Origin of the sequence: Bacillus niameyensis (genome assembly GCF_001375535.1) — a bacterium.
Lineage (GTDB): Bacteria > Bacillota > Bacilli > Bacillales > Bacillaceae_C > Lederbergia > Lederbergia niameyensis.
Genome location: NZ_LN831197.1, coordinates 2,559,549 through 2,578,579, shown reverse-complemented (window position 1 = coordinate 2,578,579; position 19,031 = coordinate 2,559,549). Strand labels below are relative to the sequence as shown.

The 19,031-nt window shown below is 38.6% G+C and carries 22 protein-coding genes and 1 tRNA gene; 17 read left to right on the top strand and 6 right to left on the bottom strand.

Annotated elements, in window-relative coordinates:
• Nucleotides 1-142 precede the first annotated feature (142 nt).
• Nucleotides 143-1,027 carry a nuclease-related domain-containing protein gene (locus BN1243_RS12130; protein WP_062107164.1) on the bottom strand — a complete coding sequence of 295 codons (885 nt, stop codon included), beginning with the start codon at nt 1,025-1,027 and terminating at the stop codon, nt 143-145.
• Between the two features lie 429 nt (nt 1,028-1,456).
• Here BN1243_RS12130 and BN1243_RS12125 point away from each other — a divergent pair, with 429 nt between their 5' ends.
• The 5 genes from BN1243_RS12125 to BN1243_RS12105 all read left to right on the top strand — a co-directional run bounded on the left by BN1243_RS12125 (nt 1,457) and on the right by BN1243_RS12105 (nt 6,030).
• Nucleotides 1,457-2,026 (top strand): ECF transporter S component, encoded by a 570-nt coding sequence (locus BN1243_RS12125; protein ID WP_062107162.1) that lies wholly within the window; start codon nt 1,457-1,459, stop codon nt 2,024-2,026.
• A 15-nt stretch (nt 2,027-2,041) separates the two neighbouring features.
• Nucleotides 2,042-3,508 (top strand): ABC transporter ATP-binding protein, encoded by a 1,467-nt coding sequence (locus tag BN1243_RS12120; protein ID WP_062107160.1) that lies wholly within the window; start codon nt 2,042-2,044, stop codon nt 3,506-3,508.
• Nucleotides 3,483-4,277: an energy-coupling factor transporter transmembrane component T family protein gene (locus BN1243_RS12115; RefSeq protein ID WP_062107157.1), complete on the top strand. Its 795-nt coding sequence runs from the start codon at nt 3,483-3,485 to the stop codon at nt 4,275-4,277. The genes BN1243_RS12120 and BN1243_RS12115 overlap by 26 nt, the downstream gene beginning before the upstream one ends.
• A 283-nt stretch (nt 4,278-4,560) precedes the next feature.
• Nucleotides 4,561-5,382 carry a DUF368 domain-containing protein gene (locus tag BN1243_RS12110; protein WP_062107156.1) on the top strand — a complete coding sequence of 274 codons (822 nt, stop codon included), beginning with the start codon at nt 4,561-4,563 and terminating at the stop codon, nt 5,380-5,382.
• 117 nt (nt 5,383-5,499) lie between these two features.
• Nucleotides 5,500-6,030, top strand: coding sequence for a DUF3221 domain-containing protein (locus tag BN1243_RS12105; protein ID WP_062107153.1), 531 nt, complete (start codon nt 5,500-5,502; stop codon nt 6,028-6,030).
• A 38-nt stretch (nt 6,031-6,068) separates the two neighbouring features.
• Here BN1243_RS12105 and lipA read toward each other — a convergent pair whose 3' ends face one another.
• The 4 genes from lipA to BN1243_RS12085 all read right to left on the bottom strand — a co-directional run bounded on the left by lipA (nt 6,069) and on the right by BN1243_RS12085 (nt 8,917).
• Entirely contained in the window at nt 6,069-7,016 is a 948-nt protein-coding gene (gene lipA / locus BN1243_RS12100; protein WP_062107151.1) for a lipoyl synthase, read from the bottom strand.
• The gene (locus BN1243_RS12095) at nt 7,016-7,849 is read right to left on the bottom strand and encodes a lipoate--protein ligase family protein (RefSeq protein ID WP_062107149.1); all 834 of its coding nucleotides are present in this window, start codon (nt 7,847-7,849) and stop codon (nt 7,016-7,018) included. The genes lipA and BN1243_RS12095 overlap by 1 nt, the downstream gene beginning before the upstream one ends.
• A gap of 186 nt (nt 7,850-8,035) precedes the next feature.
• Nucleotides 8,036-8,109: transfer RNA gene (locus BN1243_RS12090), tRNA-Pro, on the bottom strand.
• Nucleotides 8,110-8,149: 40 nt separating this feature from the next.
• A complete protein-coding gene (locus BN1243_RS12085; protein WP_062107148.1) occupies nt 8,150-8,917 on the bottom strand; it encodes a GTP pyrophosphokinase in 768 nt (255 codons plus the stop codon).
• A 154-nt stretch (nt 8,918-9,071) separates the two neighbouring features.
• Between BN1243_RS12085 and BN1243_RS12080 the strand changes: the two genes are divergently transcribed.
• From BN1243_RS12080 to BN1243_RS12060, 5 genes are all read left to right on the top strand, one after another.
• Entirely contained in the window at nt 9,072-9,458 is a 387-nt protein-coding gene (locus tag BN1243_RS12080) for a GntR family transcriptional regulator (protein WP_062107146.1), read from the top strand.
• Complete coding sequence (locus BN1243_RS12075; protein WP_062107144.1) at nt 9,455-10,366, top strand: ATP-binding cassette domain-containing protein; 912 nt, start codon at nt 9,455-9,457, stop codon at nt 10,364-10,366. The genes BN1243_RS12080 and BN1243_RS12075 overlap by 4 nt, the downstream gene beginning before the upstream one ends.
• The gene (locus tag BN1243_RS12070; RefSeq protein ID WP_062107142.1) at nt 10,338-11,084 is read left to right on the top strand and encodes a hypothetical protein; all 747 of its coding nucleotides are present in this window, start codon (nt 10,338-10,340) and stop codon (nt 11,082-11,084) included. Before BN1243_RS12075 ends, BN1243_RS12070 begins: the two co-directional genes overlap by 29 nt.
• Nucleotides 11,081-11,782, top strand: a complete 702-nt coding sequence (locus tag BN1243_RS12065) for a hypothetical protein (RefSeq protein ID WP_062107140.1) — start codon at nt 11,081-11,083, stop codon at nt 11,780-11,782. Before BN1243_RS12070 ends, BN1243_RS12065 begins: the two co-directional genes overlap by 4 nt.
• 77 nt (nt 11,783-11,859) lie before the next feature.
• Nucleotides 11,860-12,438 carry a superoxide dismutase family protein gene (locus BN1243_RS12060; protein ID WP_062107139.1) on the top strand — a complete coding sequence of 193 codons (579 nt, stop codon included), beginning with the start codon at nt 11,860-11,862 and terminating at the stop codon, nt 12,436-12,438.
• 57 nt (nt 12,439-12,495) lie between these two features.
• Here the strand turns inward: BN1243_RS12060 and BN1243_RS12055 are convergent, their stop codons facing one another.
• Entirely contained in the window at nt 12,496-13,290 is a 795-nt protein-coding gene (locus BN1243_RS12055) for a TIGR00266 family protein (protein ID WP_062107137.1), read from the bottom strand.
• Between the two features lie 203 nt (nt 13,291-13,493).
• Between BN1243_RS12055 and BN1243_RS12050 the strand changes: the two genes are divergently transcribed.
• From BN1243_RS12050 to BN1243_RS12020, 7 genes are all read left to right on the top strand, one after another.
• The gene (locus BN1243_RS12050) at nt 13,494-14,357 is read left to right on the top strand and encodes an AraC family transcriptional regulator (RefSeq protein ID WP_062107134.1); all 864 of its coding nucleotides are present in this window, start codon (nt 13,494-13,496) and stop codon (nt 14,355-14,357) included.
• Nucleotides 14,358-14,378: 21 nt separating this feature from the next.
• Complete coding sequence (locus tag BN1243_RS12045; protein ID WP_062107132.1) at nt 14,379-15,149, top strand: sugar phosphate isomerase/epimerase family protein; 771 nt, start codon at nt 14,379-14,381, stop codon at nt 15,147-15,149.
• A gap of 21 nt (nt 15,150-15,170) precedes the next feature.
• Nucleotides 15,171-16,334: a Gfo/Idh/MocA family protein gene (locus BN1243_RS12040; protein ID WP_062107130.1), complete on the top strand. Its 1,164-nt coding sequence runs from the start codon at nt 15,171-15,173 to the stop codon at nt 16,332-16,334.
• A gap of 36 nt (nt 16,335-16,370) precedes the next feature.
• Nucleotides 16,371-17,426 carry a Gfo/Idh/MocA family protein gene (locus BN1243_RS12035; protein WP_069201863.1) on the top strand — a complete coding sequence of 352 codons (1,056 nt, stop codon included), beginning with the start codon at nt 16,371-16,373 and terminating at the stop codon, nt 17,424-17,426.
• Nucleotides 17,427-17,574: 148 nt separating this feature from the next.
• Nucleotides 17,575-17,952 (top strand): DUF2089 domain-containing protein, encoded by a 378-nt coding sequence (locus tag BN1243_RS12030; RefSeq protein ID WP_062107126.1) that lies wholly within the window; start codon nt 17,575-17,577, stop codon nt 17,950-17,952.
• 13 nt (nt 17,953-17,965) lie between these two features.
• Nucleotides 17,966-18,355, top strand: a complete 390-nt coding sequence (locus BN1243_RS12025; RefSeq protein ID WP_062107124.1) for a hypothetical protein — start codon at nt 17,966-17,968, stop codon at nt 18,353-18,355.
• A gap of 7 nt (nt 18,356-18,362) precedes the next feature.
• Nucleotides 18,363-18,632 carry a hypothetical protein gene (locus BN1243_RS12020; RefSeq protein WP_154669848.1) on the top strand — a complete coding sequence of 90 codons (270 nt, stop codon included), beginning with the start codon at nt 18,363-18,365 and terminating at the stop codon, nt 18,630-18,632.
• Nucleotides 18,633-19,031 lie beyond the last annotated feature (399 nt).

The following is a 19,031-nucleotide window of genomic DNA, read 5'->3' as shown; positions in this document are numbered from 1 at the left end:
AAAATACTCTCACATAGCGTGAAATACTCTCGTATAGAGAAAAATACTCTCACATGGCAAGAAATACTCTCGTATAGAGAAAAATACTCTCACATAGCAGGAAATACTCTCGTATGAAGAAAAAACTTCTGCGTAGCTACATTTAATCCTTTATATGCTTCGAAAAGTCAATCTGATATCTCCGATCCTTAAATGTGCCGGTGCTTTTAAGGTTCATACTTTTAAATATACGTGTAGCGACGTTCCTATCATCAATATGGAGAAACTCTCGACAATCTTGATTACTCATTTCCCTCCCCATTAGTAAAAACCAATCCAGTACAGCTTGTTTATATGCTAAAGGGTCGTTGTTCTTACACTTAGGACAGTGCCAAGTTCGTGGTATTTTTATCATACCTATATAACCACACGTGGGACAAATGACTCCTGTTTTGAAATCTTCCTTCGAAATGGAAAAACTTTCACTAATGGGTTTAGGAATATATTCCTGATGACTATTTAAAAGTTCGTCTGTCAATAAATTAAGTGTATGAATATCGATTTTATTTGGAAGATGTAAAAGGCCTCTAATATAAAGCGGTATCATATTGGGGAACAAAACTTTGATGTTTTTCGGGGGAACCTTGATAATCTGTTTTGGATACGCTATCACAACGATTCCGATGACTGGGATATGTATATTCCGTTGATGGAGCCAATCTTTCATCAGCTCTACGTTCTGTTCGACCTGGGCAGCTGGGCAATTAAAACTTTCGATTTCACCAGTGAACTTTTCACGAATTAACTGAGGAGGATTTTCTTTAAAAGTCAAGACCCCGGATATGTTTTTAGTTTCAAAGACGAGAGAAAAGGCTTGGGAGAAGAAAACATGATCTAATTGAAAGGTTGTGCTCGTTTTGAGGGACAAGTCATGGAAAATACGGTTTTCAGTAGGGAATGAATGGTTGCGAAAAATAGTTTCTACTCTTTTTTCACCTGCTATTCCTGCTGCCTTAGATTGATGTTTACTTAGAATAGTAGGATACATAGAATGGTTGATTGCAAGCCGATAAAGAGCAGCATCCAGTGCTTTTAGAATAAGTGACTCTGACGGAAATTTTACATTAATTTTAAAACACCTCCTTATATTAGTCTAACATAACGAACGAATGTTATCCAGAACATTTCGACTTTAGTTTATAACGATATTTGGCGGTCTATTTTAATAGTTCTAAAACAAAATTTGCATAATCTTCCAATCTATTGTATATTAATGCCAATCACATAAATGTCCGTCCGGGTGCTTGAGGAATCAGGCTGAGATTGTAGCTATTATCCGCTACTGACCGTTAATCTGATCTGGGTAATGCCAGCGTAGAGAGTGATGAGTAACGACTTATCATAGGGGCCCTTCTCGTCGTCTGCGCATTTTGAGGCGGCTTTTTGTGTTTTGCAAAAAATAAAGGGATGTGGACAGATGAAAAGTTTGAAATTTACGGATTTGCTTATTACGGTGATGGTTGGTGTAGTATTTGGGATAACGATGAAATTCTGGGATGATTTATATACGGTGATTAAACCGATGCTTCCAGTTGCACGTCAATTAATTTATGGAATGTGGTTCATGGTCGGGCCATTTGCTTTTTTACTTATTCGCAAGCCTGGTGTGGCTCTGCTATCAAGTGTTGCAGCAGCAGGCCTTTCAGCGTTTATTGGGCATGGTATTGAAGTGTTAATTTATGGTTTTGTCCAAGGACTAGGGGCGGAATTGTTGTTTGCGGCGTTTCGTTACAAGCGTTTTGGCATTATTGTAGCAGGCTTAGCAGGTATTATGTCCTGTGCAGCTGGCTTTTTTCTAGATTTGTTCTACGGATATGCAGAGTTAGAAGTGTGGGCCCTCATAGTAAAATACAGCTTGCGTGTCATTAGTGCTTTCGTGTTTACGGGTGTTTTCGCTTATTATATTGTGCGTGCTTTAGAAGCTACTGGTGTAACCAATTTAATACGTCCCGTTTCCAGTGAAGATTACAAATCTCTAGATCAATAGGAGGGAGGGTGCCCAGTGAAACCAATTGAGGTAACGAATCTCCGTTTGAAATTTCCAAAGGAATCAGCCTTTATTTTTAAGGACTTTTCCTTTTCAGTTTTACCAGGTGAAAAAGTGTTATTTCTGGGACCAAGCGGCTGTGGAAAGTCAACTTTGCTTCAGGTTTTGAGTGGTATCATTCCTGATTCTATTGAAGTACCGCTCAAATATGATGCTATTCGGCGGCCAGATTCATGGGGATTTGTTTTCCAAGACCCTGATACACAATTTTGTATGCCATATGTAGATGAAGAACTAGCTTTTGTATTGGAAAACTTGAGTGTGCCGAGAAATGAAATGGATGTGCGTATTAAGGAGGTCCTTGCTACTGTTGGTTTGCAAGGACTTCCTATTCGTACACCGATCCATGATTTATCGCAAGGTATGAAACAGAGACTAGCGTTAGCTTCAATCTTATTGCTTCAACCAGACTTTTTATTTTTAGATGAGCCTTCTGCTTTGCTTGATCCTGATGGTGTTTTCCAAATCTGGAAGGCTGTTAAGGAGATTGCAGCTAATAAAACGGTCATCATTGTTGAACATAAAATTGATTATATTGTTGACTGGGTTGACCGTGTCGTACTCTTCAATCATGAAGGGGAGGTCATCGCGGATGATGTACCAGAAGTGATTTTTCTTCGACATCGACAAGCATTAATTGAATATGGAATTTGGTATCCCCATGTTTGGGATGACTACTTAGCTTCAACAGATTATGCAAAAATTGTTTATGGGAGAGCAGAGAAAGTCAAACAGCATGAGCCTCTGCTTTATCTCGAACAATTTAGCGGATATCGGGGAAGGGTGGAAAAAATTCATATTCCAAAAGCACATATCAAACCAGGAAGTTGGATTTCCATTCTTGGGGAAAATGGGGCAGGTAAGAGCACGTTTCTATTGTCCTTAATGCAATTATTACGTACAACGGGTCAATTTAAGGTCGAAGGGAAAATGATAGAGTGGAAAAAACGTAATCATACACTTCCGAAAGAGCTCACTCTCGTTTTCCAAAATCCCGAACTTCAATTTGTAGCGAATTCTATTCATGATGAATTGGCCTTTTCCCCAAAATTAAAAGGGAAAACAGATATTGATGTTAGAAGATGGTTGCAAATATTTCAACTTCCAATGAATGAAATGCGCCATCCTTACCAATTATCGATTGGACAGAAACGTCGATTAAGTGTAGCAACAGCTTTTACGACTGGTGCAAAAATACTATTATTGGATGAACCGACTTTTGGACAAGATGCGCGAAATACATTCATGATGCTGGAGCAATTAGAGCATTTGCGAAAAGAAGGAATAGCCATTGTTATGGTGACGCATGATCTGAAAATCGCAGAAAATTTCGCAACAGAAGTGTGGACGATTGACAACGGAAATTTAGTAGAGATGAGGGAAAAGGAGAGTGCCTATGCAGGAACTATTCACTCCACTTAGAGAGACTTGGCTATATCGTGTCAATCCTGCTTTAAAATTTGCCCTCTTTTTCACTTTATTGCTCATTGTACTATTTAGCCGTAATCTAGCTTTCATCTTTCATCTGACTATATTATATGGAATAGTATTGTATGGTTTTAGTGGTTACCCATGGCGGAAATTATTGCTCTTTTCAATTCCAATGCTGCTTTCTTTTATATCCTCAGCGGTAACGATGATTCTATTTGGAAAAGGGGTTCATGTTTGGTGGTCGTGGGGACTGATTAAAATCTCAGAAGAAAGCTTCTATTATGGATTATTATTAGGTTGTAAAACTCTAACTTTTGGCTTAATTAGTTTAAGCATTTTGTTAACGACACGTCCCATTTTACTCTTTTATGCGTTAATGCAGCAATTCAAATTGTCACCTAAATACGCTTATAGTTTTATCGCTTCCATTCGTTTGCTACCACTAATTGTCGAGGAATTACGAACACGCTCAGATGCGCTCAAAGTACGAGGGATTCATTTTAAAAAAGGGATAAAAGGTTTCTATGAACGATTGCAGCTTTTTACCGTTCCCCTTTTTGCTCAAAGTATTCGAAGAGCACAAAGGGTTGCCGTTGCAATGGAAGCCAAAAGGTTTCAGATGAATGCTAAAAGAACGTACTATTACCAAACCTATTATACAAAAATGGATATCGTGTTTATCATTGTCATTGTAATCTCGTTTGCAGGGGCGTTTTGGTTGGGGGAAGTCATTCCGTATAAGAGACTAAGCGAACAATAAGAATCTGCTTAGAAGAAAATACTCTCGTATAGCGTGAAATACTCTCGCATAGCGTGAAATACTCTCGCATAGAGTGAAATACTCTCGCATAGCGTGAGATACTCTCGTATAGAGTGAAATACTCTCGTATAGAGAAAAATACTCTCACATAGCGTGAAATACTCTATGAATAGGACCCCCTCTTTTAAGAAAATCACATTTTTAACTCTTAAATACAGCCATTTATAAACCTAGTATATGCTATAATGATATTTATGAATTTAAAAGAGGAGATTTAAAACGTATGGAATGGAAAAATCTACTGCGTGGTTTTATCATGGGGACAACCGATTTAATTCCGGGTGTCAGTGGTGGAACAGTCGCGTTTGTTCTTGGCATTTATGATAGATTATTAGCATCGATTAGTGGATTTTTTAGTCGTGATTGGAAAAAGCATATTGGCTTTTTATTCCCACTTGCTCTTGGAATGGGAGTAGCTTTGGTTCTCCTAAGTAAAGGGATCGATTACTTACTTGAATATCATGAGAAGCCAACACAGTTTTTTTTCATGGGGTTAGTGATCGGAGTACTTCCTTTTATTATGAAACAGGCTGATGTCAAAAGAAACTTCTCTGCTAGACATTACATAGCCTTAATCATCATTGCTATTTTACTAGCTTCATTAGGTTTTCTACAAACGAATGAGAATGCTGACCCGATTACTACACTAAACATCGCAACAATCATCGGATTATTTTTCTCCGGTTGGTTAGCAAGTATGGCGATGCTTCTGCCAGGAATTAGTGGTTCCTTTGTATTGTTATTGCTTGGTGTGTATTCGACAGCGATTAATGCATTATCAACTATGAATATACCGGTGATTTTAACGATTGGTGCCGGTGTTATCGTTGGATTTGTTGTAAGTAGTAAAGCGATCCAATATTTGTTATCACACTTTCAACACCTAACTTATGCTTTGATTATTGGCTTGATTATTGGTTCTATATTTGTGATTTATCCTGGGATACCGAGTGGAAGGGGAATTATTCTAAGCCTCATTACATTCTTAATTGGATTAATTCTTTCTTATTCCATTAGCTTAATAAAAAAGCCAACCGATCATTAGAACGACAAAGACACCTGGGATTCTAGGTGTCTTTCCTATTAATCAAACGTTTGTTTAATAATGATCAAGTAACTTTTTCTTGCCGTTTTCGTCTATTTGGAAAAGGGGGAAAAGTACTTGAAAAGAACAATGCTAGTAGTTGTGTCAGTCTCACTGTTACTAATATTGCTTATAAGTTGTACATCTAAAGAAAGTAATAGCATAATAAATGAACCATCCAAAGAAGGGTTTTACGTGATTAGAAAACACGGAGAGCATTCCGTAACAATCGTAGCGGCAAAAGCAGAGAATCTCAGTGCTACTGGAGGTTCAAGTGAATTTTATGACTTATATACTTATTCAGATGTACCAGACTCTTTGGAAATTGGCCAAAGAGTGATGATTGAACCAGATGGTCCGGTTATGGAATCCTTTCCCTATCAGGCAAAGGCGAAGCAAGTTAAGATCCTTCCTGCTTATCAACCTGATCAAGCCGACTTAAATGAATTTCAGGTCGTCCGAATGGCGCTGGAAACTATAGAACAGTCTGGAGAATGGCCGGCAATCTCGGATGTTAAATATGATCTAACGAATGACAGGTGGATCGTTAGTGTTAAATTAGGGGAAGAAAAATCTGAAATGGAAATTCCTGATCAACCGAATGATTAATAAAAAATCCGCTCATTTCAGCGGATTTTCTCATTGGATTAAAAATTAAAATCAACCTGCTTCTGCTCCTGCTCTTCAACGCCTTTCATATAGTTGATTCGGCGCTGAGCAGCTGCCTGACTGACTTGTTCATCAGCATGGTAAGAAGAACGGACAAGCGGTCCAGACTCACAATGGCTAAAGCCTTTGGATATAGCAATTTCCTTTAATTCCAAAAATTCATCAGGGTGATAATAACGGACAACTTTCAAATGTTTCTTTGTTGGCTGTAAATATTGGCCAATTGTCATAATATCAACATTGTGGGCTAACAAGTCATCCATAGCTTGAATAATTTCCTCTTTCGTTTCTCCAAGCCCAACCATAATACTAGATTTTGTCGGTGTATTTGGTGCAACTTCCTTAACCCTTTGTAGAAGTTGTAATGACCGGCGGTATGTCGCTTTCGCACGAACTCTTGGTGTCAAGCGTTCAACGGTTTCGATATTATGGTTAAAAATATCAGGTCCACTAGCCATCAGCATTTTTAAACTTTCATAATCGCCTTTCATATCAGAAGGCAAAATCTCAATTGTACAACCAGGATTTTTGCGACGAATAGCTTTTACAGTTTCCGCGAAAACAGCGGCCCCGCCATCATTTAAATCATCACGGGCAACTGCAGTGACAACCACATGTTTAAGACCCATAATTTGAACGGAATCAGCAACTCTTTCAGGTTCGCCCCAATCAAGTTCGGTTGGAAGGCCGGTTTTAACGGCGCAAAAGCGGCATCCTCGTGTACAAATATCTCCAAGAATCATGAATGTGGCTGTTTTCCTTTCACTCCAGCATTCGTGAATATTCGGACAACGAGCTTCCTCACAGACCGTATTTAACCGTTGACCACGCATTAGTTTCTTTAATCCCATATAGGATTCATTCGTGTTAATTTTCGTTTTCAGCCATTCGGGTTTTCTTATGTACTCGTTTTTATCAACTGCCATTATGAATGCACCTTCTTTTGAAATTTTAAATTCCATTCATCTGAGCGATATTTCGATTCCGCAAGGGCATGTACTTCTTCCCACTGTTCCTCTGTTAATTCAAATGGTGTAAACTCAAGATCTAATCCCATTTGAAATCCCTTTGTAAAAGCTGCTACTGCCTCATCGTAGCAAATAGTTCGCCCAGCTGCCTCGTTCATAGAGATAGCTTTGCTTGAAAAGGCCTCGCGTTTTCGTGTCCGTAACTCTTCACTGGAAAAGGCAAATAAATCAAAGAGCATATGCTTGTCGATTGTAAACGGTAGGGAGCCGTGTTGAAGGAGAACACCCATTTTCCTCGTTTGTGCATGTCCCGAAATCTTTTTCCCGTCGATAAGCATCTCATAATCAGATGGTCTTTCAAAACAAACTGCAGAACGCTCTTTTGTAAAGTGCTCCTCAGGCATCGAAAATTGCGCATCGATTCCCAACTCTTTAAATCCAGCAAAAATGCCTTGGGCAAGAGTATGATATGCTTTGCGGATTGAATCATCTATATATGGCTTTTCCTCTGAAACAACAAGACTGTACGTTAGTTCATCATCATGCAGTACAGCACTTCCTCCAGTAAGCCGTCTGACAAATTGGCAGTTATGACGCTCGATACCTTCGAAATCAATTGTTCTTTCCTTCTGGAAATGGCCGATAGATAAAGTTGGCTTGGACCAGCCGTAGAAACGGAGTACGGGAGGAATTTTCCTAGCACTATGCCAAAGAAGCAGGCACTCATCTAGAGCCATATTGACAGCAGCGTCTTGATGACCTGTATGTAATAATCCCCAAGTGTCTCTCATTTAGTTCAACTCCTCGGTTAGACAAATAAAAAAACTGCACCCTCATAGAGCGCAGTTTGGTTGTATGAAAAGTGGCAATATTCATAGCGACCATACTTTTTCACAGCAGCACATGAGGTTAAATACATTATATGGGCTCTAAAAAATATGGTAACAAATGACAAAGGAAAAGTACAATTTTGATAATCGGGATGACAGGAATCGAACCTGCGACCCCTAGCACCCCATGCTAGTGCTCTACCAAGCTGAGCTACATCCCGATACACTCATTATAGTAGATGCACTTTGGAATGACAATCTCTAGTCTACCTTCTTCTCCTTAAATTCTAGAAAATTCTGTTTATATTGTTCTACTGCTTTTGGCAAGATATTAGAAAAGGTATCTGAATTTAAAAATGACAAAATATCATTGTCTTCATTTTCCTTTTTAATCGAGGATACTTCCTTATGAAGCCACTCCATCTTTCTGTCTAGTTCAGCTGCTACAAAGGCAGTCTTTTGTAATTCTTCTTGCATATGTTTCGGGATTTCTTTGTCGTACTTATAATAAATTTTATGTTCTAAACTTGCCCAAAAGTCCATGGCAATTGTGCGAATTTGAATTTCTACGTAAGTGTTTATTGTACGATCCGTCATAAAAATCGGGATTTGAACAATCAAATGCAAACTTTGATAGCCATTTGGTTTTGGGTTCTCAATGTAATCTTTATATTCGACAACAGTAATGTCCTTTTGCTTCCCAAGCATCTCAGCCAATACGTAAATGTCAGAAATAAAGGAACAAGTAATCCTTACTCCCGCGATATCTCTAATATTTTCTTTAATGGATTCGAGTGAAAACTCATACCCTTTTCTTAAAATTTTGTTGAAAATACTTTCGGGAGATTTAACACGAGATTTCACATGTTCAATAGGATTATAGTCATGAAGATAATTAAACTCATCTGATAATATATTGATTTTTGTATTCATTTCATCACAAGCAAATTGATAGGCCATCATAAAGCGGGTAAGTTCCACTTTCATATCTTTTAATTGTTGCATGTCGAAAACTTTATTTAAGTCCATTAAGGATCTTCCTTTCTGGCATTTCTATAACCCTTTAAGTTTATCACAATTCATCTTTGTTTTTTAGTACAAGCATTTTTTGCTTGTTTTGGAATAATATTTAATATATACTACGTTACAACAGTAATGCACTACATTTGAGAGGGGGTTCCTAATGATTGCTGGTCAAGATGGTTCCAAACCTATTTACGTTCAAATTGCTGATTGGTTGGAAAATGAAATAATTGCTGACACATTTAAAAGTGATGAAAAGGTTTATTCGCAATATCAATTGGCGGAAATGTTTAATATCAATCCAGCTACTGCTGCAAAGGGATTAAATATATTAGTTGATCAAGGAATTTTATATAAAAAACGTGGTCTTGGTATGTTCGTTGCAAGTGGAGCAAAAGAAAAAATTCTAAGCAAAAGGAAGAGTGAGACATTGAGAAGCTTAGTAGAGGAGTTAGTCTTGGAGGCGGCGCGGTTAGGGATTTCGGAGTCAGACTTAATTACAATGATCCAAGCATCCATTAGGGAGAAAGGGAGTGAAGATAAATGAATGTGATTGCTTGTAATCAATTAGTAAAAGATTATGGACGTCATCATGTATTGGACCAATTAACGTTTGCGATCGGAGAAAAGAAAATTACAGGTCTAATTGGACGAAACGGTGTTGGGAAAACAACGTTGCTAAAAATTATCGCTGGTTTTATCCATGAGACAGCAGGTGATGTAAATGTTTTTGGGAAAAAGCCGTTTAATAGTCTATTTGTTTCAGCTAACAGTGTCATGATTGATGATCAGATGACATTCCCTCCAACTTTGAATCTTATGGAGATTTTTGATCAAGCTGAAAAGTTTTATCCTAATTTTGATCCAGAGTTAGCTAAAGGGTTGCTAGAGTATTTTTCACTTCCTGCATATCGAGGGCATCATCAATTATCAAAAGGAATGAAAAGTACGTTTAATATGATCTTTGGGCTTTCGTCGCGATGTGCTCTGACCATTTACGATGAACCGACAACTGGAATGGATGCTGCTGTTAGGAAGGACTTTTACCGGGCGTTATTAAAGGATTATGTTGCTCATCCACGGTCGATAATTCTTTCAAGTCATCACTTAGATGAGATTGAAGACTTACTAGAAGATGTTTTACTTATTCATGAAGGAAAGGTCCGCTTGCATCTACCAATTTCTGATTTAAAGGAATGGGCAATTAGTGTCCAAGGTAAAAAGTCAGTACTGAAACGTTGGACTGAGGACAAGGAATTGATTCATGAAAAAGAGGTCGGGCCTGGTCTTGAATATGTGGCGTTCAGGAATATATGTAATAAGGATGAAATTCAGCGGATGAGGCAGGATGGCTTACAAGTAGCCCCCGTATCTGCAAATGATCTCTGCATTTATTTGACCAATCGTCGTAAAGGGGGAATCGATGATGTCTTTCAACGAAGTGAGCTTATCTGATGTCGTTCAAAAGCAATATTCATTTAAATTAAAAGCCTTCCTTGGCGCACTAGGATCGCTAGCAATTTTACAATTATTGGGATTGCTTTTCTCATTGGGCGGCAGCATGGGGTCAGCTGGATTTTTCGGTGGAAATATTGAAATTGAAATATCCTATCTATCAGGAAATACAGTAATCTTTTTTACGATATTATGGGCATTTGTAACAGCTATTAATATTACAACTAGAGCAGCTCGTTATGATGATTTCTCCTTCGTGACGAATCGATTAAGTAGTAATATCGCGAACCTGTTATATATTGCAACTGCAAGCCTCATCGGTGGAGTTTCCGCGATTCTTTGCGGGTATATTTTAAGAGTGATTGGATTTTTTATTTATGATATGAAATTAGGTCCAACGATCATGGATGTACCAGCCGAGTTTTTTCTAGCTATCGGGGCTGTCACGCTATATGTCCTCCTCTTTGGAGCTTTAGGCTATTTAGTAGGGATGCTCGTGCAGATTAGTCGGATTTTTATTGTTCTATTACCTGCAGCTCTGATTGGAGCAATGATGGCAGGGGTTATGAGTGGATACGAAAGCCAAGTAAAAGCTGTATTTGACTTTATTTTCATGGAGTCCAATTTTGGGTTATTTTTTATAAAAACAATCGTGCTTTCCAGTCTATTTTTCTTAGTAGCCTTTACGCTTTCAAATAAGCTGGAGGTGAGGAAATGAATATCCTTATGGGATTATTGCCACTTATTTTGTTAATAGCTATTCCAATTATATTCTTATCCAAAAGAAAAGCAGGCTCCTTTGGAAATAAAAAAGTAGTAAAAACTCTGCTTATCTTATATGCAGCCATCTTAATTCTATCTGTCTTTATCTTTGAATTACTTCCACTGAAAGAGGAAGGGATTCCTCGCGTCCGTGACGAACGAAAGACACATGAACTAGAGCAAGCTATTTTCGATGGACGACTCGAAGTGGTAGATCCAATGATGATTCGTGACGAATGGAAAAAGGACTATCAAGGAAAGAAACTTACGATCACAGTCGATAGCAATGGTGATTATTATTTTCCTATTATAGTCGAAAGAAAGCCAGAAAACGATGGAGTGATTGAAGGTAAGTTTATTGTTAGTTTTCAGTATAACGGGCTCGATTTTACGGAAAGGATCAATCCTGTGGAAGTCGTTTTGAATGGAGATCGGTTGCACGTTATGGGAGCAGGAACTTACGTTTCAATTAAAGCGGCTACGTATCAAAAAGAGTTTGTTCTCTCTCAATTTAGTGAAAAAAGAGGATCAATGTTTGAGAATGATCATTTCCATATCCGCTCTCTTTATTTGCGCATTCCTCAAGATGTCGAGATTGAGGGAAATGATGATCTTTTTCTAAATTATACTGGTGAAGTGACGGTAGAAGAATAAAGAAATTAGCCTCCTATGTTTAAAACAAATCCAATTGGCAATCATGCTAAGGATTTTAAACATTAGGAGGTTTTGTGATGAAAAAAATAGCGATGATCTTACTAGCGGGGGCAATGATTTTAGGTGCTTGCAATTTGCAAGAAGAATCGACGCCCGATGTTGATCAAGTTGAAGCTGTAGAAGTAGCAGGGCAAACTCCACTAGAAACAGAGATGATTAATACAAAGGGCGAAAAAATTGGTACAGCTACATTAACTGAAACATCTGAAGGAGTTAAAATCCATTTGCAAGCTAAAGGATTGGAAACCGGAACAAAAGCGATACATATTCACGAAACTGGAGTATGTGAAGCACCAGAATTTACGTCAGCAGGTGCCCACTTCAATCCAGGAGGCAAACAGCACGGATTTCAAAACCCGAAAGGCTTTCATGCCGGAGATCTTCCAAATATCAAAGTAGCAGAGGATGGCACGGTGAATGTCGAAATTATCGCTTCTAATGTAACGATGAAAAAGGGTGAAAAAAACTCGTTGCTTGATGCTGATGGCAGTGCCCTTGTCATTCACGAAAAAGCCGATGATTATAAGACAGATCCTGCTGGAAATGCTGGGGAGCGGATTGCCTGCGGTGTCATTGGTGAAAAAATGAAAAAGTAAATGGAAGAGGGAGCCGCTTTTTGAAACGGCTCCCTTTTAGTAGATTGTAGCATTCTATTATCGATCTCCACCAAGAATATTGAACAGCCCGCCAATTCCACCTTCACCACGGGATTCTCCGCCACCTTGTGGAGCTGCTGCAAAGACACGGCTGGCAAGTCTAGAGAATGGCAATGACTGAATCCAAACAGTTCCCGGTCCGCGTAAAGTTGCAAAAAAGAGACCTTCCCCACCAAACAAAGCAGTCTTTATTCCTTTGACCATCTCGATATTGTAATCAATATTGGATGTCATCGCAACGAGACAACCAGTATCGATTTTGACAACTTCTCCAGCTTGGAGTTTTTTTTGATAGAGGGTGCCGCCGGCGTGTACGAAGGCCATTCCATCACCTTCAAGCTTTTGCATAATAAAGCCTTCCCCGCCGAAAAAGCCTGTCCCTAACTTTCGCTGGAATTCTATTCCGACTGATACGCCTTTCGCTGCGGCAAGAAAGGCATCCTTTTGACAAATGATCTTACCACCTAATTCACTCAAATCGAGAGGTATAATTTTTCCAGGATAAGGAGCAGCAAAGGAAACATGTTTCTTTCCTGAACCTTCATTTGTAAATGTTGTCATAAATAGACTTTCTCCAGTAATCAATCGTTTTCCGGCACCCATCAGCTTGCCCATGAGGCCACCGCTACCTTGTCCTGACCCATCGCCGAAAATAGTTTCCATTCGAATAGTATCATCCATCATCATCAGACTGCCTGCTTCCGCAACAACCGTTTCACTTGGGTCTAGCTCAACTTGAACAAATTGCATATCATCTCCGAAAATTTCATAATCTATTTCATGATTATTCAATATAAACACCGTCCTTTTAAGATAAAATACGAATAGGCAATAAATAAGGTTTCATATATTCTTAATAGAAGTTGCCCTATTGAGAGCAATTTGAGTCAAATATTTTACAGAAAAGAGCATGTTTAGATAATGTAAAAGAAGGAGAATCCGTTTAATATTATAAGTAAGCCCTTTCATGCCGATTGGGTACCTGAGGTGTATATATGGAAAAATGGCTAACTTCTAACTATCGAATGAAGACATTAGGTGACCATCCATATGATTTTCATTCCCATGCTCATTATGAAATTTACTATTTTCATAGGGGTGACTGCAAATACTTAATTCATAATACAATTTATGAATTGCAGCCAGAGGATATCATTATTATGGATGGCTTAACCGCACACAGGGCAAATCCATCTAAATTTGAACCTTACGTGAGGAGCGTCGTTCATTTTTCATCAAGTTGGATTGATCCAGTTATTGAAGCACTTCCGTTTTCAGAATTGCTAGCTCCCTTCAAGGAAATGAATAATTGCCTTTTAAGAGGGCAAGACGATGGAGAAAGAATGATCATATTAAATTGCATGAAGGATATGGCTCAACTACTGACGGATGAATCGTTCCACATGCAAGATCAGTCTTCACAAAAACCGGAAGTGGAGGCAGAGTTAAAAGTTTTACTGCTTACAATGCTTGTCCAAATCTTTAAATTAAGTAAGAAGGAAAATGAGCAACTAGCTAAACAAAAAAGTGAAAAAGTTGTACATGTCGAGAATATTGCCACGTTTATTCAGGGGAATTTTAAAGAAAAAATATCGTTAGATGATATCTCATCGAAATTGAATTTAAGCAAATTCTACTTATCTCGTATTTTTAAAGAAGTAACAGGAACAACTGTAATGGATTATGTAATGGCTTGTCGGTTAAACCAAGTGAAATATGATTTGGAAATGAATTTGGATAAAACGCTACATGAAGTAGCAGTAGATTGTGGGTTTGAGAGTCCAGCCCACTTTAGTCGCTTTTTTAAAAAGAGTTTAGGTATGACACCTTCAGAATATCGTAAAAGCAAACAACAATAAATAGAATGGGAGATATGAAAAATGGAGAAAAAATTTGCTGCACAACTATTTACGCTTCGTGAGGAAGTAGCTAGCATGGGGATTGCACCTGTTTTTCGTGAGTTGAAAAAAATGGGCTGGGCTGGTGTTCAAATCTCGGGACTACCGCAAGGTCATGATCCGCAAGAAGTTGCCGATGCCTTGAAGGAGACAGGACTTGGAACAGCAGGTATGCATATTTCACTTGATCGTCTTGAAAATGATCTTGACAATGTTATTAAAGAAGCCGATTTATACGGTACGAAAGATATCGTCTGCCCTTATTTACCGCCACAATATCATAGTGTTGAAGGTTACCAGAAAGTAAGATCGATTCTAAACGATATCGCTAAGAAAGTGCCTAATTACCGCATAAGCTACCATAATCATGCTTTTGAATTTGATACAACCATTAATGGGGTTTCAGCACTTGAGTATTTATTAGAGCCTGTTGAAGATAATCTTGTATTGGCTGAGGTTGATGTCTATTGGGTGAAAAAAGGCGGAAAAGACCCAGTCAAGTTTATTACTCCATACGTAAACAGAATGCCAATTATCCATCTAAAAGATATGACAAATGATGAGCAAGAGACTTTTGCTGAAGTTGGTACTGGAAAGATTGATTTTGTTCCAATCCTGGAATGGTGTGAAAAGTCAGGTGTTGAATGGTATGCCGTTGAGCAAGATCATTGCCCTGGAAACCCATTTGATAGTTTGCAAATCAGTTTAAACAATCTAAGGAAATTACAAGAGCAAGTAAAAGTGAGTCAATAACCTTATAGGAGGTCCATCTTAATGGCAGAAGTAAAGGTAGGCATTATCGGTCTAGGGAATATGGGAACTGCCCATGCTACCGCACTTAAAGGCGGTAAAGTCAAAGGAGCTAGATTAGCGGCTGTTTGTGACCCGCGTACAGATCGCTTGGACTGGATACGCGAGGAGTTTGGCAGTCAGGTACAATGTTTTGAATCAGTGGATGAATTTTTCGAGAAAGCGGATATTGACGGAGTAACGATCGCGACTCCTCATTATGACCATCCAGACTTAGCTATCCGTGCCTTTGAGAAAGATCTGCATGTCCTATGTGAAAAACCTGCTGGTGTTTACACGAAAAACGTACGCTTAATGAATGAAGCAGGCTTAAAAAGCGGGAAAGTATTTAGTATGATGTTTAATCAACGAACAAACCCGCTTTATAAAAAAATGCGCGAACTGATTCACTCAGGAGAGCTAGGAGAAATTAAACGGACAAATTGGATTATCACAGATTGGTATCGCCCACAAAGCTATTATGATTCCGGCGGCTGGCGCGCAACTTGGGCTGGAGAAGGTGGCGGTGTCATGCTAAACCAATCCCCGCATCAGTTGGATCTATGGCAATGGATTACTGGGATGATGCCAACGCGTGTTAGGGCATTTTGCGGATTCGGGAAATATCATGACATCGAAGTGGAAGACGATGTAACCGCTTATGTTGAATACGAAAACGGAGCAACCGGTCTATTTGTGACATCAACAGGCGAAGCACCAGGTACGAATCGTTTCGAGGTAGTCGGGGATCGCGGTAAACTCGTTGTAGAAAATGGTCAATTAACGTTTTGGCGCTTACGTCAATCAGAACGTGCATTTAACCAAGAATACAAAGGCGGCTTCGGTCAACCTGAATGTTGGAAGATTGACATCCCTGTCCGAGGGCAGTCTGAACATCATGTCGGCATTTTGAAAAACTGGACAAATGCTATTTTACATGATGAAGAGTTACTCGCTCCAGGACCAGAGGGGATTAAGAGTTTGGCGATATCCAATGCGGTTTATTTATCAAGCTGGCTTGATGACTGGGTTGAGCTGCCAATTGATGAAGACTTGTTTTATGAGAAATTACAAGAAAAGATTAATCAATCTACTTATAAAAAGGTAACGGAGCAAGATATAACGATGGATGTCAGTGGCACGCATTAAACTATAAAGTGGTGAGATCATTTGGGAAAAGACGGGATGAATTACGCTCCAAAAGGTAAGACGAACCGAGTTGTGGCAAAAGGTGAATTTGTCATTGCAGCCATGGCTTTGGATCACGGCCATATTTATGGGATGTGCAATGGCCTTGTGGAAGCAGGGGCAACATTAAAGTGGGTATATGATCCAGATCCTGTGAAAGTAGAACAATTTTTAGTGTCATATCCTAATGTAGAGGTAGCCGAAAGCGCTGAGCAAATATTACAAGATCCGGAAGTAAAATTGGTTGCAGCAGCAGCTGTTCCTTGTGAAAGAGGGCCACTTGGTGTTCGAGTGATGGAGAGTGGAAAAGATTATTTTACTGACAAAACGCCATTTACAACGCTCGAACAACTGGAAGAGGCGAAGAAGGCGGTTGAAAAAACTAAACAGAAATATTTAGTATATTATTCAGAACGCTTGCATGTTGAAAGTACAGTTTTTGCTGGTTATTTAATTGAAGAAGGAGCAATCGGGAGGGTTATTCAAGTAACAAATCTTGCCCCACATCGTTTAAATGCTCCATCCCGTCCTGACTGGTTTTTTGAAAAGGAAAAATACGGCGGTATTCTCTGTGATATCGGCAGTCATCAAATCGAACAGTTTTTATATTATACTGGGAATGCGGATGCGAAAATTGTCAGGAGTCAGGTAGCGAACTACGCCAATAAGGAATATCCAGAACTGGAAGACTTCGGTGATTGCATGCTAGTTGGTGAAAATGGTGCAACACAATACTTTCGAGTAGATTGGCTTACACCAGAAGGACTCGGTGTCTGGGGAGATGGCCGGACAGTGATACTTGGTACAGAAGGATATATTGAACTTCGAAAATATATTGATATAGTCCGTGATGACGAAGGAGACCAAGTCTATCTTGTCAATCAAAACGGTAAGTATCATTACTCAGTTAAAGGTAAAATCGGTTTTCCTTTTTTCGGAGAAATGATTTTAGATTGTATAAACCGAACTGAAAACGCGATGACCCAAGCACATATTTTTAAAGCAGCGGAGCTTTGTTTATTAGCTCAACAGCAAGCAGTAAGATTGGAATAGAAAAAATAACCCTCTTTTGGTAAAGGGGGTTATTTTTTTGTGGTTTATAATAAATATTAATTTTATAATTAATTTACTAAATTAATATTGAATAAAAAATTAATTATGTTTATAATTATATTAAATTATTGAAGGTGAGGAGGAGGTTATGAGTTATCCAATCATAACAAATTGTCCAGTTTGCTCGGAACAATTGAAAATTACAAAATTACATTGCAGTCATTGTCATACGACTATTGAAAATGAATTTGAATTAGCAAGATGGGCATCGCTGTCTACTGAGCAACTATTTTTTATTGAAGTATTTTTAAAAACTCGCGGTAATATCAAAGAAGTTGAAAAAGAGTTAGGTATTTCTTATCCAACTGTTCGTGGAAAATTAAATGATATTATTGGTGCACTTGGGTATGCGGACAAGAAAAGTAACGATGAGAAGGAAACCGTAGATAAAAGTAAGATTATTTCCATGCTCGAAAGTGGAGAAATCTCAGCGGATGAAGCTTTACGTCTATTAAAAAATGAGTAAGGAGCTGATTGGAATGAGGGAAGAGATTGCAAAAGTATTAGCGATGATGGAAGAAGGGAAACTTGGAACGGAAGAAGCTACTGACCTAATCCAAGCTTTGCAAGAGAAACAAGCGCCTAATCAAGTAATCCAACAACGCGATTACATGGATAAGATCTTAAAAATCCAGGCCGAAGAGAAAGGGAATAAAGTTAATGTTAATTTACCATTGCGTTTAATTAAAGTTGCTTTGGAAGCAGGGATAAATATTGCTTCAAAAATTCCGGAATCAGCCAAATATACAGAAGCGATTGATTTGGTAGATATTAATCTTATCATGGACGCAATTGAAAATCAGATAGAAGGACCAATCGTTGACATTACCGGTGAGAATGGAGAAAAAGTGTCTATTGTGATTGAGTGAGAAGCCAATGATTAAAATAACCCTTAATCAGGAAAACCAAAGGCCACGAACGATTCACTTGCCCTATTTATTCGTAAGTGCAGGAGGGCGGATCGCAACATCGAAGCTTTTTTGGAAATTAGTGAAATCTAAAATCAACGAAGAGCGCTATGTTCAACTAAGACAAATTAACTGGCAAGAGATCCAGCCGTTGTTAAAGGAAATGAAGAAATATAAAGGATTAACGATTGTTGATCTGGAAGACGATAAAGGTCAAGTCGTTAAAATTACGCTTTAGCCTTCTCCCCCTTAAAGAGAGAAGGATTTTTTTTAATGAAAGTAGAATATCCAAAGGAGAGGTGATGATGAAAAAGCCTTTATTCAAGCATTGATCGACTATCGGCTTCGGCTGTTAAATGGAAAAACAATTACGAATAGAGAGTTTCGTGAGTTTTTTGGGGTGAGCTCCATTCATATTGCCTCTAAGATGCTTAGCTCCTTAAAGTTACCAACAATCGGGGAACGCAAAAGTCGAAAATATGAATTACCTTTGGAACACTTGGTGAGTTTTCTATAAAAAAGGGTCAACGGCTAATAAAGTGCTCTCAACGGCTAATACAGTTTTAAATAGAATTATTGAAGGCACTCCCGCGAATGTCCAAACGGGAGCGCCTTTGACTGGAGATTATTGTCAGAG